The sequence below is a fragment of the Streptomyces goshikiensis genome, from assembly GCF_014650555.1.
GTDB classification, from domain to species: domain Bacteria; phylum Actinomycetota; class Actinomycetes; order Streptomycetales; family Streptomycetaceae; genus Streptomyces; species Streptomyces goshikiensis.
In genome coordinates this window covers 1-15,434 of record NZ_BMVE01000005.1, presented here as the reverse complement: position 1 = coordinate 15,434, position 15,434 = coordinate 1, and the positions used below count along the sequence as shown (strand labels likewise).

15 protein-coding genes and 1 pseudogene are annotated in these 15,434 nt (G+C 70.8%); 9 read left to right on the top strand and 7 right to left on the bottom strand.

Annotated features, from left to right (window positions below; translation table 11 throughout):
- Positions 1–82: 82 nt before the first annotated feature.
- Positions 83–2,608, top strand: a complete 2,526-nt coding sequence (locus IE248_RS16335) for an ABC transporter ATP-binding protein/permease (RefSeq protein WP_190031053.1) — start codon at positions 83–85, stop codon at positions 2,606–2,608.
- A gap of 141 nt (positions 2,609–2,749) precedes the next feature.
- On the opposite strand, the gene IE248_RS16330 is transcribed toward IE248_RS16335, so the two are convergent.
- The 3 genes and pseudogenes from IE248_RS16330 to IE248_RS16320 form a co-directional block, all read right to left on the bottom strand.
- On the bottom strand, positions 2,750–3,421 hold the full coding sequence (locus tag IE248_RS16330; protein WP_100583366.1) for a transglycosylase SLT domain-containing protein: 672 nt from the start codon (positions 3,419–3,421) through the stop codon (positions 2,750–2,752).
- A 313-nt stretch (positions 3,422–3,734) separates the two neighbouring features.
- A pseudogene (locus tag IE248_RS16325) lies at positions 3,735–4,826 on the bottom strand (S-adenosylmethionine:tRNA ribosyltransferase-isomerase).
- Positions 4,823–5,608, bottom strand: a complete 786-nt coding sequence (locus IE248_RS16320) for an SDR family NAD(P)-dependent oxidoreductase (protein ID WP_190031052.1) — start codon at positions 5,606–5,608, stop codon at positions 4,823–4,825. Before IE248_RS16320 ends, IE248_RS16325 begins: the two are co-directional and overlap by 4 nt.
- 157 nt (positions 5,609–5,765) lie before the next feature.
- Between IE248_RS16320 and IE248_RS16315 the strand changes: the two genes are divergently transcribed.
- The 3 genes from IE248_RS16315 to IE248_RS16305 all read left to right on the top strand — a co-directional run bounded on the left by IE248_RS16315 (position 5,766) and on the right by IE248_RS16305 (position 7,927).
- Positions 5,766–6,896, top strand: a complete 1,131-nt coding sequence (locus tag IE248_RS16315) for a GAF domain-containing sensor histidine kinase (protein ID WP_008743868.1) — start codon at positions 5,766–5,768, stop codon at positions 6,894–6,896.
- Positions 6,889–7,539: a response regulator gene (locus tag IE248_RS16310; protein WP_073780637.1), complete on the top strand. Its 651-nt coding sequence runs from the start codon at positions 6,889–6,891 to the stop codon at positions 7,537–7,539. Before IE248_RS16315 ends, IE248_RS16310 begins: the two co-directional genes overlap by 8 nt.
- A gap of 151 nt (positions 7,540–7,690) precedes the next feature.
- Complete coding sequence (locus IE248_RS16305; protein ID WP_073798840.1) at positions 7,691–7,927, top strand: chaplin; 237 nt, start codon at positions 7,691–7,693, stop codon at positions 7,925–7,927.
- Positions 7,928–8,017: 90 nt separating this feature from the next.
- Here the strand turns inward: IE248_RS16305 and IE248_RS16300 are convergent, their stop codons facing one another.
- Complete coding sequence (locus tag IE248_RS16300; RefSeq protein WP_190031051.1) at positions 8,018–8,800, bottom strand: Rv1486c family protein; 783 nt, start codon at positions 8,798–8,800, stop codon at positions 8,018–8,020.
- A 145-nt stretch (positions 8,801–8,945) separates the two neighbouring features.
- Between IE248_RS16300 and IE248_RS16295 the strand changes: the two genes are divergently transcribed.
- From IE248_RS16295 to IE248_RS16280, 4 genes are all read left to right on the top strand, one after another.
- Positions 8,946–9,740 carry an ABC transporter ATP-binding protein gene (locus IE248_RS16295; RefSeq protein WP_008743863.1) on the top strand — a complete coding sequence of 265 codons (795 nt, stop codon included), beginning with the start codon at positions 8,946–8,948 and terminating at the stop codon, positions 9,738–9,740.
- 75 nt (positions 9,741–9,815) lie between these two features.
- Positions 9,816–10,244: an NfeD family protein gene (locus IE248_RS16290; protein WP_008743862.1), complete on the top strand. Its 429-nt coding sequence runs from the start codon at positions 9,816–9,818 to the stop codon at positions 10,242–10,244.
- Between the two features lie 104 nt (positions 10,245–10,348).
- Entirely contained in the window at positions 10,349–11,317 is a 969-nt protein-coding gene (locus IE248_RS16285) for an SPFH domain-containing protein (protein WP_008743861.1), read from the top strand.
- 95 nt (positions 11,318–11,412) lie between these two features.
- Complete coding sequence (locus IE248_RS16280; protein ID WP_190031195.1) at positions 11,413–12,189, top strand: sulfite exporter TauE/SafE family protein; 777 nt, start codon at positions 11,413–11,415, stop codon at positions 12,187–12,189.
- Between the two features lie 57 nt (positions 12,190–12,246).
- On the opposite strand, the gene IE248_RS16275 is transcribed toward IE248_RS16280, so the two are convergent.
- The 3 genes from IE248_RS16275 to IE248_RS16265 form a co-directional block, all read right to left on the bottom strand.
- Positions 12,247–12,750, bottom strand: coding sequence for an HNH endonuclease (locus IE248_RS16275; RefSeq protein ID WP_037795412.1), 504 nt, complete (start codon positions 12,748–12,750; stop codon positions 12,247–12,249).
- Positions 12,751–12,898: 148 nt separating this feature from the next.
- Positions 12,899–13,432 carry a YbhB/YbcL family Raf kinase inhibitor-like protein gene (locus tag IE248_RS16270; RefSeq protein WP_100583364.1) on the bottom strand — a complete coding sequence of 178 codons (534 nt, stop codon included), beginning with the start codon at positions 13,430–13,432 and terminating at the stop codon, positions 12,899–12,901.
- Positions 13,433–13,487: 55 nt separating this feature from the next.
- A complete protein-coding gene (locus IE248_RS16265) occupies positions 13,488–14,270 on the bottom strand; it encodes a sporulation protein (protein WP_008743857.1) in 783 nt (260 codons plus the stop codon).
- A 122-nt stretch (positions 14,271–14,392) separates the two neighbouring features.
- On the opposite strand from IE248_RS16265, the gene IE248_RS16260 reads away from it, so the two are divergent.
- Complete coding sequence (locus IE248_RS16260; RefSeq protein WP_190031050.1) at positions 14,393–15,034, top strand: DNA-3-methyladenine glycosylase; 642 nt, start codon at positions 14,393–14,395, stop codon at positions 15,032–15,034.
- The last annotated feature ends 400 nt before the right edge of the window (positions 15,035–15,434 follow it).

Here is a 15,434-nt window from a genome sequence, read left to right as displayed (position 1 = left end):
CTGAAATAGTTCCCCCGGATGTTCGCCATCCCTAGACTCCCTGGCATCAGGGGGATTCTCGGGGGACTTAAGTGGGGCTGGAGTGCCGGAACTCGTACTGGAATTGAATGGCAGGACCTGGACGCTCGATCCGTCCAGGTCGTACTCCCTGGGGCGTGATCCCCAGGGAGATGTGGTGATCGATGACGCCCGGGTGTCGTGGCGACACGCCACCATCAGCTGGAACGGCCGCGGTTGGGGCATCGAGGACCACGGCAGCACCAACGGCACGTACGTGCACGGGGCGCGGGTCCAGCAGACCGAGCTCGCGCCCGGTACGCCGGTGCACCTGGGCAACGCCACCGACGGCCCGCGGCTGAATCTGAGCGCCGCCGCCGCGCCGCAGCCCGTGGCACACCAGGCGCAGGCCCCCGCGTACCAGGCCCAGCCGCAGCAGCAGCAGGCTCCGCACCAGGCCCAGCCGCAGCAGCAGGCCTGGCAGCAGCAGGTCCCGCAGCAGCAGTACCAGCAGCCGCAGCAGCCGCAGCCGCAGCCGCAGCCGCACGTCCCGCACCAGCAGGGCGGCGGCCAGGGCGCGACCCCCGGCTACGACGACCGCAGCCCCACGACGTTCCACGAGTTCTCGCTGGGCCACGTCATGCGGATCGGCCGTGCGCTGGAGAACGAGCTGGTGGTCTCCGACCTCCAGGTCTCCCGCCTCCACGCCGAGTTCCGCTCGATGCCCGGCGAACGCTTCGAGATCCACGACCTCGGCAGCCACAACGGCACGTACGTCAACGGCCAGCCCCTGGCGAAGTCCGGCAGCGCGGTGCTCGGCCCGAACGACATCGTCGGCGTCGGCCACTCGACGTTCCGGATCGTCGGCGACCGCCTTGAGGAGTTCGTCGACACCGGTGACGTCTCCTTCTCGGCCCGCCACCTCACCGTCACGGTCGACGGCGGCAAGCAGATCCTCAAGGACGTCACCTTCGGCGTCCCGGAGAAGTCGCTCATCGGCGTCATCGGCCCCTCCGGCTCCGGAAAGTCGACCCTGCTCAAGGCGCTGACCGGCTACCGGCCCGCCAACGAGGGCGACGTCCTCTACGACAACCGCAACCTGTACAAGCAGTTCGCGGAGCTCCGCCAGCGCATCGGCCTGGTCCCGCAGGACGACATCCTGCACAAGGAGCTGAAGGTCAGCACGGCCCTGAAGTACGCGGCCAAGCTCCGCTTCCCCGGCGACACCGCCGAGTCCGAGCGCGCCGCCCGCGTCGACGAGGTGCTGCGCGAGCTCAAGCTCGACATCCACAAGGACAAGAAGATCACCTCGCTCTCGGGCGGTCAGCGCAAGCGCGTGTCCGTGGCCCTGGAGCTGCTGACCAAGCCCTCGCTGATCTTCCTGGACGAGCCGACCTCCGGCCTCGACCCGGGCATGGACCGCGACGTCATGCAGCTGCTGCGCGGCCTCGCCGACGACGGCCGCACGGTCCTCGTCGTGACCCACTCGGTCGCCGAGCTGGGCATCTGCGACAAGCTGCTGGTCATGGCCCCGGGCGGTTCGGTCGCCTACTTCGGCCCGCCGGACGAGGCGCTGAACTTCTTCGGCTACACCACCTGGGCGGACGTCTTCTCGGCGTTCGAGAACTACCGCGACTACGACTGGGCCGGCCGCTGGAAGGGCTCGCAGCACTACCAGCTGTACGCCGCCGACATCGACGCGGTCGCCCCGCAGTCCGTCGCGATGCCGTCCCCGCAGCAGATGATGCCGCCCAAGCCGCAGGGCTGGGGCTCGCAGCTCTGGACCCTGATCCGCCGCTACGTCTCGGTGATCGCGTCCGACAAGGGCTTCATCGGCCTGATGCTGATCCTGCCCGCGGTCCTGGGCGTGGTCTCCACGGTCATCCCCGCGAAGTTCGGCCTGGCGCCCCCCGTGGCCCCCTCCCGCTTCAACGGCGACGCCGGCACGATCATGCTGATCCTCGCGGTCGGCATGTGCTTCTCGGGCGCCGCGAACTCGGTCCGTGAGCTGATCAAGGAACGGGTCATCTACGAGCGCGAGCGCGCGACCGGCCTGTCCCGGTCGGCGTACCTCATGTCCAAGGTGATCGTCCTCGGCATCATCACGGCCGTCCAGGGCGTGGTCATCTGCGGGATCGGCTTCTACCCGCGCGAGCTGCCCGCCGAGGGCCTGATCATGCCGCCGGCCGTCGAGATCTGCCTGTCGGTCATCGCGCTCGGCTTCACCTCGATGATGTTCGGCCTGGTGATCTCCTCGCTGGTGAAGACCGCCGAGAAGACCATGCCGCTGCTCGTGATGTTCGCGATCGTCCAGGTCGTGTTCACGGGCATCCTCTTCCAGGTGTACGACTCCCCGGGCCTGGAGCAGTTCGCCTGGCTGATGCCCTCCCGCTGGGCCATCGCGGCCGCCGGCAGCACCCTGCACCTCGGCGTGCTCATGCCGCCGTGGGACGCCGACAACCCGACCAACACCGACCCGCTCTGGGACGCCACGGTCGGCCAGTGGAGCCTGAACATCACCGTCCTGCTGCTCCTCGGCGTCGCCTGCGGCTTCGCGGTGCAGCGCCTGCTGCGCCGCCACGAGCCGGAGGTCATGCGCGCCGGCAAGTAACGGCCCGTACGGCCCGTACGGCCCGTACGACTCGTACGGCTCGCGTGCGCGAAACGCCTCAGGGCGGCACCCGGATACCGGGGGCCGCCCTGAGGCGCGTGGGGGGGGGCTGCCTTCGCGTGGCGAGGTCCGTCAGCGCGCTCAGTAGGCGCTGTTGACGTTGTCCATCGAGCCGTAGCGGTCGGCCGCGTAGTTGCAGGCGGCGACGATGTTGGCGACCGGGTCGTACAGGTCGAACTTGGTGCCCTTGACGTGGTACGCGGCGAAGGTCGGCTGAATGACCTGGAGCAGGCCCTTCGACGGAATGCCGTTCTGGGCGTTGATGTCCCAGTTGTTGATCGCGCGGGGGTTACCGCTCGACTCGCGCATGACGTTCTTGTGGATGCCGGCGTACGTGCCCGGGATGCCCTCCTTCTTCATGATGAAGAGGGCTTCCTTGATCCAGCCGTCCAGGTTGTTCGCGAAGACGGGCGTACGGACGGCGGACCGGCTGGCGGCGGTCTTCGTCTCGCGGGCCTTCTTCGCGGCGGCCGCGGCCTTCGCCTTGGCGTCCGCGTCGGCCTTCGCCACCTTGGTCGCCACGGCCTGCTGGGTGCCGAGGTGCGTCTGGACGGTCTTCGTCTGGGCGCCGTTGACGGCCTGGGTCCAGGCGACGGGGGCGGCGGAGATGGTGGTCCCGGTCTCTTCGCCGGCCTGGGCCGGGACGAGGGAGAAGGCGAGCGCGGCAGCGCCAAGGGTGGCAACGCCGGCGATCGACAGCTTGTGCGCCTTCGTCAGACGACGACTGTGGCCGGGAGTGGTGGTCTCGGTCATGAGTGGCAACCTCTTCGAATAGCGGGAGCCGCAGGTACTGCTCCGCGCCGATCCGGGATCTGGGCTGCGGTGCTGTGCGACGTCGGCCATTCTTAGCGGTGGCAAAAACGCCTGGCAAAGGTGTGACGTACGATCCGACTTAGTGGATCAGGGGCGCCAGGAGATGCCCGAATTCGGGTCCGGGCGCTAGGCGCAGCAGACCTGACAGAGCCTTTATCCATCCACTAGGGAACTTCGTAAGTGACCTGGGTCCTATGCCCGGGCTCACATCGCGCACATAACGGTCTCACCGTGCGTTGCGTACGCAATGCAATCAGTAACGCTTCTCATCCTTGAGTAGCAGATGAACGTCCCCGAACTCATGCCAGAGGCAGAGACCGGCCCTCGCCGCGGCGTACCCGCGCCGTACGGCCTCGGCCCCGGCGACCGCCTCCAGCATCATCAGGTGCGAGGCCCCGGGCTCGTGCAGCCCGGTCAGCAGCCCGTCCACCGCCCGCACCCCGCGCCCGGGCGTCACCACCAGGTCGGTCCAGCCCCCGGCCGCCCGGACCACCCCGTCCGGCCCGGTGGCCGACTCCAGCGCCCGTACCGCCGTGGTCCCCACCGCGATCACCCGGCCCCCGGCCGCCCGCGCCGCGTTCACCAGCCACGCCGTCGTCCCCGGCACCGCGTACCGCTCCGGGTACGGCGGCTCGTGCGCCTCCTGCGAGGCCACCCCCGTGTGCAGGGTCAGTGGCGCGAACTGCACCCCCCTGCTCACCAGGGCCGCCACCAGCTCCGCCGTGAAGGGCCGCCCCGCGCTCGGCATCTCCGCCGACCCCGCACCGTCGGCGGCCGGCACCGCGAACACCGTCTGGTACGCCGACAGCGGCTGGTCCCGCTCCGTGTACGCGTACCGGATCGGCCGCCCGTACGCCCGCAGCAGCGCCGGTACGTCGTCCCACGAGGGCCGCGCCCACTACAGCCGGTCCGCGCCCGCCGCGAGCGGCTCCTCCAGTACGAGGGTCCGCCCGCCCGGCAGCTCCACCACCGCCCCGGCTGGGCCCCCGGCGCGGGGCCGGGTCGTCCCCCGTACGGCCCGGTCCCGCAGCTCCACCGCCCAGCGGCGGTCCTCGCCCCGCGTCGAGAAGTGCACCACCACGTCCTCGCCGCCCAGCCGGGCGTCCAGCGCGGCCGGCAGCGTGGCCGAGGTGTTCACCACCAGGACGTCCCCGGCCCGCAGCAGCCCCGGCAGCTCCCGGAAGGCGTGCAGCGACACCGCGCCGGCGCCCGGCGAGACCAGCAGCCGCACCGAGTCCCGGCCGAGCCCGGGCCCCCGCTGCTCGGCCGGGACCCGGGCCACGAGCTCCGGCGGAATGTCCCTTATATACACACTCGGCTTTTCGGAACCCCGAGCCCCGCTCACCGCCGACCCCCCGCGTCCGGCTCCGCGCCCGGCTCTGCGGCCGGTTCCCCGGCGCCCGCACCCGCCGCCCTGACCCCCAGCCCTTGCGCCGTGTACCGCCCGCTCGGCAGCCCCTCCGTCACCAGCCGCAGCAGCACCGGCGCCACCTCCTGCGGCGACGGCAGCCCCGCCAGGTCCTCTCCGGGCTCCGCCGCCGCCATCATCCGCGTCCGCATCGAGCCCGGGTCCGCCCACCACACCCGCAGCGCCGGCTCCTCCACCGCCAGTACGGCCGACAGCAGGTCCCCCGCCGCCTTCGTCGCCCCGTACGCACCCCACGTCCCGTAAGCCACCACCGCCGCGTCCGAACTGATGTTCAGAACCGCCCCGGCCCCCGCCGCCGCCCCGGCCCCCGCCTCCCGCAGCAGCGGCAGCGCCTCCTGCACCAGCCCCAGCGGCCCCACCACATTCACCTCGAACGCCTCGCGCAACCCGTCCAGCGGCTGCGCCGCCAGCGCCACCAGCGGCTCCGTCCCCAGCACTCCCGCGTTGTTCACCAGCAGGTCCAGCCCGCCCAGCGCCCGCGCCGCCGCCACCAGCGCCCCGCGGTGCTCCGCCGAGGACACGTCCCCGGCCACCGCCGTCACCCGCACCCCCGGCGCCCTCGCCAGCTCCGAGGCCGCCTCCGCCAGCGCCCGCGCACCCCGCGCCGTCACCACCAGGTCCCAGCCGCGCGCCGCCAGCTCCCCGGCCAGTGCCCGGCCCAGCCCCCGCGAAGCCCCCGTCACCATCGCCACCGACATGACCGCACCCCCGCCTTCCGTCCTCATGAGCAGATGCCCCCAACCTAGGAACCCGGCCCGCCGCGCCGCCTCGGCCGCCCGCCCCACTCCCACCGGGCCCTTCGGCCTACGTCCGCGGCCCGATCCGCGTGATCAAGGCCGCCGGTACGGTGAATCCATGCACAACGGACCCCGCACCGGCCTGGCCGCCGTGAGTACGGCGCTGCTCGCCATGAGCCGCCGCCTGGAGGTCCGCGACGTCCTGCGCACGATCGTCGTCTCGGCCCGCGAGCTGCTGGACGCCGAGTACGCGGCCCTCGGCGTCCCGGACGACCACGGCGGCTTCGCGCAGTTCGTCGTCGACGGCATCACCGAGGAGCAGTGGCGCCGCATCGGCCCGCTGCCCCGCCAGCACGGCATCCTCGCCGCGATGCTCCACCAGGACGGCCCCGAACGGCTGGCCGACGTACGCAGGGACCCGCGCTTCGAGGGCTGGCCCCCCGGGCACCCCGAGATGTCCGACTTCCTCGGCGCTCCCGTCCGCGACGGCGAGGAGACCCTCGGCGCCCTCTTCCTCGCCAACAAGAAGGGCGCCCGCGGCTTCACCGACGAGGACGAGGACCTCCTCAGCCTCCTCGCCCAGCACGCGGCGATCGCCCTCACCAACGCCCGGCTCTACGAGCGCAGCCGCGAGCTCACCATCGCCGAGGAGCGCTCCCGCCTCGCCCACGAACTGCACGACGCCGTCAGCCAGAAGCTGTTCTCGCTCCGCCTCACCGCCCAGGCCGCCGCCGCCCTCGTCGACCGCGACCCGGCCCGCGCCAAGGGTGAGCTCCAGCAGGTCGCGGCCCTCGCCGCCGAGGCCGCCGACGAACTGCGCGCCGCCGTGACTGAGCTGCGCCCCGCCGCCCTGGACGAGGACGGTCTGGTCGCGACCCTGCGCAACCACGTGCGCGTGCTCGATCGCGCGCACGCCGCGCGCGTCACCTTCACCTGTGACGGGGTACGGGCCCTGCCCGCGACCCAGGAGGAGGCGCTGCTCCGGGTCGCCCAGGAAGCCCTCCACAACGCCCTGCGGCACTCGGGCGCCGACCTCGTCGAGGTCACCCTCGCCCGCCGCGGAGGCGGCGCGGCCCTGCGCGTGACGGACAACGGGCAGGGCTTCGTCCCCTCGGCGGTCCGCCGCGCGGGGCGCCACCTCGGACTGGTGTCCATGCGGGACCGGGCGAGCGGCGTCGGAGGCCGCCTCGCCGTGCACTCGGAGCCCGGAACGGGCACCACGATCGAGATGGAGGTGCCCGGTGGCTGACACACCCGGCAGGGTCCGCGTACTGCTCGTCGACGACCACCAGGTGGTCCGGCGCGGGCTGCGCACCTTCCTGGAGGTGCAGGAGGACATCGAGGTGGTCGGCGAGGCCTCGGACGGCGAGGAGGGCATCGCCCGCGCCGAGGAACTGCGGCCCGACGTGATCCTGATGGACATCAAGATGCCCGGCACCGACGGCATCGAGGCGCTGCGGCGGCTGCGGGAGCTGGCGAACCCGGCGCGCGTGCTGATCGTCACCAGCTTCACCGAGCAGCGGACGGTGGTCCCCGCGCTGCGGGCCGGCGCCGCCGGGTACGTCTACAAGGACATCGACCCCGACGCCCTGGCCGGGGCCATCCGCTCGGTGCACGCGGGCCACGTCCTGCTCCAGCCGGAGGTGGCGGTGGCCCTGCTCACGCAGGACGATCAGAGTCCGTCGTCGAGCCGGGGCGGTGCGCTGACCGACCGCGAACGCGAGGTGCTCTCGCACATAGCGGACGGACGTTCGAACCGGGAGATCGCCCGGGCGCTGGTGCTGTCGGAGAAGACGGTGAAGACGCACGTCTCGAACATCCTGATGAAGCTGGACGTGGCGGACCGCACCCAGGCGGCGCTGTGGGCCGTCCGGCACGGCATCGGGGACTGATTCCGGGCCCGAGCGGACCGTTCGGTTCCGATATGAGATTCATACGGTCGGGTGTATGTAGCCCACATGGCGTATCCCGATCGCCGCGCGACCGTTCTCCAGTACGTGCCGCGGCGCTTTGTCGCGGCAGACGTACTGGAGGACGAAGAACGTGAAGAACTTCAAGAAGGCCACTGCCGTCACGATGATCGCGGGCGGTCTCCTTGCCGCGGCTGCCGGCGTCTCCTCGGCGGCGTCGGCCGGGGGCACGGCCGTGGGTTCGCCCGGCGTGGGCTCCGGAAACCTGATCCAGGCCCCCGTCGACGTCCCCGTGAACGTGGTCGGCAACACGGTCACCGTGATCGGCCTGCTCAACGCCGCCTTCGGCAACACCGGCGTCAACGCCTGACCCCGCCCCGCGAGACACCCCGGCCCCGCTTCCTCCCTTCTCCCCGGGAAGCGGGGCCGAGGCACGCCCGGCGCCCGACCGGGCCCGGCGCTAATCCCGCTCCCGCTCCTCGACGGCCGAGTTGTAGGCCGCCACCAGCGCCCGCCGGGCGACCCGCTCCACCGGCCGCAACGCCTCCGCCCGCGCCGCCATCTCCGAGGCGGCCACCGCACCCCCGTGCCCGTTCTCGTACGCCAGCGACACCATCAGGTCCACCCGCTGCGCCAGCGCCAGCACCCGTACCGCCCGCGCCGGATAGCCCGGCGCCAACGCCTCCCGCCCGGCCTCCGCCCGCGCCCGGTACGCCGACAGCGCCGCCTCCGCGACCGGCCCCGACGCCGCCACGTCCAGCCGCGTCAGCACCACCGTCGCCTCGCGCAGCGCCTCCGCCAGCTCCCGCTCCGCCTCGCCGAGCGACGGCACGTCCGCCGGCGGAGCCTCCCGTACCGGCAGGACGTGCCACGTCACCGAGACGTGCACGTCACCCGCCGGTCCGGCCTCGGCCACCTCCGGCACCAGACCCAGCGCCGCACCCACCGCGACCACCGCCTCCTGCGCCTCCAGCGCCCGCGCGTTGAACTCCGGCGGCCCGCTCAGCCCCAGCGGATGCCCCGGCGCCGGCAGCGCGACCCGCAGTCCGCCGACCCCCAGCGCCCTCATCCGGCCCAGCGCGAGCGTGAGCCCCACCGGACCAGATTCCCCCGGCAGCCCCACCACGCGGTGCACGGCGTCCTCGCCCACGATCGACGACACGGCCTCGTCGGGCGAGACCAGACCTGCCAGCAGCGCGTTCCCCCAGGCGGCCAGCCGCCCTGAACGTGGTTCGAAAAGCATCCCCCCACTTTACGGATCTCCCCCCGGAGCCCCCGGCACCCGGCCTGGCGCCCGGACCGCTCCGCGAGTGGCGTAGGTTTTCCCTTGGGGCTGCGCCTACAGGTGCACACAGCGAACCGAGACTGCAAGGGGAGACAACACGCTCATGAGCGATGTTCTGGAGCTGGTGGACGTATCCGTGGTCCGCGAGGGCCGGGCTCTGGTGGACCAGGCCTCCTGGTCGGTCAAGGAGGGGGAGCGCTGGGTGATCCTCGGCCCCAACGGCGCCGGGAAGACCACCCTGCTCAACGTCGCCTCCAGCTACCTCTTCCCCACCAAGGGCACCGCCACCATCCTCGGCAGCACCCTCGGCAAGGTGGACGTCTTCGAGCTGCGCCCGCGCATCGGCGTCGCCGGCATCGCGATGGCCGACAAGCTCCCGAAGCGCCAGACCGTCCTCCAGACCGTCCTCACCGCCGCCTACGGCATGACGGCGACCTGGCAGGAGGAGTACGAGGAGATCGACGAGCTGCGCGCCCGCGCCTTCCTCGACCGCCTCGGCATGACCGAGTACCTCGACCGGAAGTTCGGCACCCTCTCCGAGGGCGAGCGCAAGCGCACCCTGATCGCCCGCGCCCTGATGACCGACCCCGAGCTGCTGCTCCTCGACGAGCCCGCCGCCGGTCTGGACCTCGGCGGCCGCGAAGACCTCGTACGCCGCCTCGGCCGCCTCGCCCGCGACCCGCTCGCGCCGTCGATGGTCATGGTCACGCACCACGTCGAGGAGATCGCCCCCGGCTTCACCCACGTGCTGATGATCCGCCAGGGCAAGGTCGTCACCGCCGGCCCCATCGACCTCGAACTGACCTCGCGCAACCTCTCGCTCTGCTTCGGCCTCCCGCTCGTCGTCGAGCGCACCGAGCACGACCGCTGGAGCGCCCGGGGTCTCCCGCTGCGCTAATACGGCCCGAGTACGAGCGGTACGCCTGCCCCCGCACCCTGTCCGGACCGCGCCCGCCCGACCTACCATGACCATGTGAACATCGACGCATGGGTGTGGTGGCTCATCGGCGCGGTCGGACTGGGCATCCCGCTCGTCCTGACGGCAATGCCCGAGTTCGGAATGTTCGCCGTGGGCGCCGTCGCCGCCGCGATCACGGCCGCGCTCGGCGGGGGAGTGGTGGCGCAGGTCCTGGTCTTCGTCGTCGTGTCGGTCGCGCTCATCGCCGTCGTCCGGCCGATCGCGAACCGGCACCGCGACCAGCGGCCCCAACACCGCAGCGGAATCGACGCCTTGAAGGGCAGAAGCGCCGTCGTGCTCGAACGCGTCGACGGCAGCGGCGGCCGCATCAAGCTCGCGGGCGAGATCTGGTCCGCCCGCAGCCTCGATGCCGACGCCAGCTTCGAACCGGGCCGGCAGGTGGACGTCGTGGAGATCGACGGAGCCACCGCGGTCGTGATGTGAGCTGATAAGAGCTTGTGCGCTAAGCAGCCGACTCGCGGCCCCGGGGTCTGCGAGACTCCGTTCAACGGGGCAGCACAGACAGCCGGAAGGGCACGGGGAACCGCATGCAACCGATCATCATCGTCCTGATCATTCTGGTGGTTCTGGTCTTCATCGCACTGGTCAAGACGATCCAGGTGATCCCGCAGGCCAGCGCCGCCATCGTCGAGCGGTTCGGCCGCTACACCCGCACCCTCAACGCGGGCCTCAACATCGTCGTCCCGTTCATCGACTCGATCCGCAACCGGATCGACCTGCGCGAACAGGTCGTCCCCTTCCCGCCGCAGCCGGTCATCACCCAGGACAACCTGGTCGTCAACATCGACACCGTCATCTACTACCAGGTGACCGACGCCCGCGCCGCGACGTACGAAGTGGCCAGCTACATCCAGGCCATCGAGCAGCTCACCGTCACCACGCTGCGCAACATCATCGGCGGCATGGACCTGGAGCGGACCCTCACCTCCCGCGAGGAGATCAACGCCGCGCTGCGCGGGGTCCTCGACGAGGCCACCGGCAAGTGGGGCATCCGCGTCAACCGCGTCGAGCTCAAGGCCATCGAGCCGCCGACCTCCATCCAGGACTCGATGGAGAAGCAGATGCGCGCCGACCGCGACAAGCGCGCCGCGATCCTCCAGGCCGAAGGTGTCCGCCAGTCCGAGATCCTGCGCGCCGAGGGTGAGAAGCAGTCCTCCATCCTGCGCGCCGAAGGTGACGCCAAGGCCGCAGCCCTGCGCGCCGAGGGTGAAGCCCAGGCGATCCGTACGGTCTTCGAGTCCATCCACGCCGGAGACGCCGACCAGAAGCTCCTCGCCTACCAGTACCTCCAGATGCTCCCGAAGATCGCCGAAGGCGACGCCAACAAGCTCTGGATCGTGCCCAGCGAGATCGGCGACGCCCTCAAGGGCCTCTCCGGCGCCATGGGCAACTTCGGCCCCATGGGCGGAGGTTCGGGCTTCAACCCGCAGAACCAGGGCAAGAGCGCGGGCGACACGGGCGCGGCGGACCGCCGCGAACAGCCCCCGATCGACTGAAGGCCCCTCCCCTGCTGCATGATCAGTGAGGCCCCTCGACCTTCATGGCGGGGAGGCGACTCACTCATGCAAAGGGGATGGCCCAGTCCATGTCCATGTCCATGTCCATCTGGGAATCACTCGCGGTCTTCGCCGCCGGCATCGGCGCCGGAACCATCAACACCATCGTCGGCTCCGGCACCCTGATCACCTTCCCGGTGCTCCTCGCCACCGGCCTGCCCCCGGTCACCGCCAACGTCTCCAACACCCTCGGCCTGGTGCCCGGCTCCATCAGCGGCGCCATCGGCTACCGCAAGGAACTGGCGGGCCAGCGCCGCCGCGTCATCCGGCTCGGCGCCGTCTCCCTCGTCGGCGGACTCGCGGGCGCCATCCTGCTGCTCACCCTGCCGTCCGACTCCTTCGACACGATCGTGCCGATCCTCATCGGACTGGCCCTCGTGCTCGTCATCCTCCAGCCCCGGCTGGCCGCCGCCCTGCGCAAGCGCCAGGAAGCCGCCGGAGGAGACACCGGACACCCCGACGGGGGACCGGCCCTGCTCACCGGAATGCTGCTCTCCAGCGCGTACGGGGGCTACTTCGGCGCCGCCCAGGGCGTGCTCTACCTCGGCCTCATGGGCCTGCTGCTCCGCGACGACCTGCAACGGATCAACGCCGTCAAGAACGTGGTCGCGGCCCTCGTCAACGGGATCGCGGCCGTATTCTTCCTCTTCGTCGCCGACTTCGACTGGACGGCCGTCGTCCTGATCGCCGTCGGCTCCACCATCGGCGGCCAGATCGGCGCCAAGGTCGGCCGCCGCCTCTCGCCGAGTGTGCTCCGCGCGGTCATCGTGGTAGTCGGAACCCTCGCGATCGTCCAGCTGCTGCTCCGCTGAACGACGTAGATAACGTACGTCGCCCAGCGGACCGGCCAGACCGTCAAAAGGACCGTCCTACGCGGAACGCTCCAGCCACTCCGGCAGGACCTCCCGCGCTCCCGCCCCCAGAGCAAGCAGCATCGCGTCCGCCGGCGACGGCACGAACGGCTTCCGGAGGAGCGGCATCCCCGCCTCCTCCGGAGTCCGGGCCGCCTTGCGGTGGTTGTCCTCCGCGCAGGACGCCACCGTGTTCAGCCAGGTGTCCCCGCCGCCCTGAGCCCGCGGCAATACGTGGTCCACGGTCGTCGCGCGCTTCCCGCAGTACGCGCACCGGTGCTGGTCCCGGGCCAGCACCCCCCTCCGTGACCAGGGCGCATGTCTTCGGAAGGGCACCCGCACGTACCTGCACAGCCTGATCACCCGGGGCATCGGAAGCTCCATGGTGGCCGCTCGGACACGCAGTTCGGGGTGCGACTGTTCGACGACCGCCTTGTCCTGGAGCACCAGGACCACAGCCCGGTTCAGCGTCACCGTCGACAGCGGCTCGAAGCTCGCATTCAGCACCAGCGTGTCCCGCATCTCGCCCACCTCCCGTGTGCAGGCCCGCGACCACCCTGGCGGCAAGGCCCGCAACCACTCTGGTCGCGCGCGCCACGCGGGACAACGCAATAAAAATGCCCGGTCCTGGTCGTCTTTAGACCAGGACCGGGCAAACGCTCGGCGAAGATCAGCCCGCCGGAGCCTCGTACTCGGCGATCAGCTGAGCACGCCCCAGCGTGTGGAAGCGCAGATTGAAACCGACCACGGCCGGCGAGACGTCGTCACCGGGACCGAGCTTCTCCTGATCCACCGCGTACACGGTGAACACGTAACGGTGCCGCTCCCCGGCCGGCGGGGCCGCCCCGCCGAAGTCCTTCGTGCCGTAGTCGTTGCGCACCTGCACGGCCCCGGCCGGCAGCCCCTCGAACTTCCCGCTGCCCGCCCCGGCCGGCAGCTCGGTGACCGACGCCGGCAGGTCGAAGAGCACCCAGTGCCAGAACCCGCTGCCCGTGGGCGCGTCCGGGTCGAAGCACGTCACGGCGAAACTCTTCGTCCCCTCGGGGAAGCCCTCCCACCGCAGCTGCGGCGAGACGTTCCCGCCCTGCAAGACCTGGGCGTCACCCAGATCCGCCCCGTGCGTCACGTCCGAACTCACCACGGAGAAGGCGTGCACCTCGGGGTGGAAGGCGTGGGGGAGGGGCGCCCTGCTCTGCTCGGTCACTGATGAACCTCCTGATCGCGGACCGGTACGACTACGGCTGCGAGCCTAGAACCGCTCAGAACCAGTTGCGCTGCGAACCGACCGAGGCGATCCACTGGTTCAGGTAGGCGGCCCAGTCGGTGCTCTGGTACGTCTGCAGACCCACCTGGAAGCAGCGGTACGTGTCGCTGCCCTCGCTGAACAGACCCGGCTTCTTGTCCATCTCCAGGACGACGTCCATCTCGTGGCCGTCCGAGACGAAGGTCAGCTCCACCTGGTTCAGCCCGCGGTACTGCGACGGCGGCAGGAACTCGATCTCCTGGTAGAACGGCAGCGTCTGCCGCGTCCCGCGGATGTGCCCGCGCTCCATGTCCGCGCTGCGGAAGCTGAAGCCGAGCTGCCGGAAGGCGTCCAGGATCGCCTGCTGCGCCGGCACCGGGTGCACGTTGATCGCGTCGAGGTCACCGGCGTCCACCGCGCGGGCGATCTCCAGCTCGGTGCTGACCCCGATGTTCATCCCGTGCAGGTGCTGACCGCCGAAGTGGGTGATCGGCGTCTCCGCCGGGATCTCCAGCCCGAACGGCACGACGTGCAGTGCGCCCGCCTGCACCTGGAAGGCCCCGCCGAGGCGCTGCTTGTTGAAGACGATGTCCTGCTTGTACTCGCCGTCGTTGGCCTCGACCTCGACCCGCGCCTGAAGGCCGACGGACAGCCCCTCGATCTGCTGCTCCACGGATCCGCCCTGGATCCGGACCTCGCCCTGCACGATCCCGCCCGGAACCACGTTCGGCTCGGTGATGATCGTGTCCACCGAAGCACCACCGGCACCCAGGCTCGCGAACAGCTTCCTGAACCCCATGCTCTGACTCCCCTAAACGGACTGCTGAAGGACTGTTGTGCGACTACCTCATACCCACGCGGAACCTTAGGCCCCGGTTGCACCACCCGGGGATTCGAGCCGGTTCCACTACGCTCGACCGGATGAGCGCGCGTCCCGACCGTACGCCCCTGCCCCGGTCCTTCTACGACAGGCCGGTCCTCACCGTGGCCCCCGACCTGCTCGGCCGCACCCTGGTGCGCCGCACCGCGGAGGGCCCCCTCGAACTGCGCATCACGGAGGTCGAGGCCTACGAGGGGGAGTCCGACCCCGGCTCCCACGCCTACCGGGGCCGCACCGCCCGCAACGCGTCGATGTTCGGTCCGCCCGGACACGCGTACGTCTACTTCATCTACGGCATGTGGTTCAGCCTCAACCTGGTGTGCGGGCCGCCGGACCACGCGAGCGGTGTCCTGCTGCGCGCGGGGGAGATCACCACGGGTGCGGACCTCGCCCGTAAACGCCGTATTTCAGCCAGATCGGACCGAGAACTGGCCAAGGGTCCGGCCCGTCTGGCCACCGCCCTGGACGTGGACCGCTCCCTGGACGGCGCGGACCTCTGCGCCGGTGCCGATTCCCCCTTGTCGCTGCTGGCAGGCACCCCCACCTCGCGCGACCTGGTGAGCTCGGGCCCCCGCACCGGAGTCGGCGGCGCCGGCGCGGCCCACCCGTACCGCTACTGGATCACCCACGACCCGACGGTGAGCCCGTACCGCGCCCACGTGCCCCGGCGCCGCTCAACTTGACTCGGGTCTGGCGGACGCCTAACGTAGCCCGAGCCGCTTGAACGGGGCACTGCCATCCGCAGACCCCCAGAGCGGCCAAACCACCCACTACGACTTGCCCCTGGCGGGGTCCTATTCGGCATGCCCGAATTTGATTCCAAGCGGCCGATTATGAGCCGCAAGGGACAAGCGCTAATGTGGTGGAGCGCCGAAAGGCAAAGGCCCTCCAACGGCCGCCGAATTCAAATCCAAGCCGGAAACGGCACGGAAATGATCTGGTAAGGTTGGAACCGCCGGAAAGGGAAAACGCGAAAGCGAATCACCTGGAAAGCGAGCGGGACTGACTCTGATAGAGTCGGAAACGTAAGAACGAAGAACGAAAGCCCGGAGGAAAGCCCGAGAGGGTGAGTACAAAGGAAGC

What these genes read in the sequence shown, in the direction of transcription:
- IE248_RS16330 (WP_100583366.1), bottom strand. Translation starts at nt 3,421, where the DNA reads ATGACCGAGACCACCACTCCCGGCCACAGTCGTCGTCTGACGAAGGCG.
- IE248_RS16320 (WP_190031052.1), bottom strand. Translation starts at nt 5,608, where the DNA reads ATGTCGGTGGCGATGGTGACGGGGGCTTCGCGGGGGCTGGGCCGGGCA.
- IE248_RS16315 (WP_008743868.1), top strand. Translation starts at nt 5,766, where the DNA reads ATGCACAACGGACCCCGCACCGGCCTGGCCGCCGTGAGTACGGCGCTG.
- IE248_RS16300 (WP_190031051.1), bottom strand. Translation starts at nt 8,800, where the DNA reads ATGCTTTTCGAACCACGTTCAGGGCGGCTGGCCGCCTGGGGGAACGCG.
- IE248_RS16295 (WP_008743863.1), top strand. Translation starts at nt 8,946, where the DNA reads ATGAGCGATGTTCTGGAGCTGGTGGACGTATCCGTGGTCCGCGAGGGC.
- IE248_RS16285 (WP_008743861.1), top strand. Translation starts at nt 10,349, where the DNA reads ATGCAACCGATCATCATCGTCCTGATCATTCTGGTGGTTCTGGTCTTC.
- IE248_RS16280 (WP_190031195.1), top strand. Translation starts at nt 11,413, where the DNA reads ATGTCCATGTCCATCTGGGAATCACTCGCGGTCTTCGCCGCCGGCATC.
- IE248_RS16275 (WP_037795412.1), bottom strand. Translation starts at nt 12,750, where the DNA reads ATGCGGGACACGCTGGTGCTGAATGCGAGCTTCGAGCCGCTGTCGACG.
- IE248_RS16265 (WP_008743857.1), bottom strand. Translation starts at nt 14,270, where the DNA reads ATGGGGTTCAGGAAGCTGTTCGCGAGCCTGGGTGCCGGTGGTGCTTCG.
- IE248_RS16260 (WP_190031050.1), top strand. Translation starts at nt 14,393, where the DNA reads ATGAGCGCGCGTCCCGACCGTACGCCCCTGCCCCGGTCCTTCTACGAC.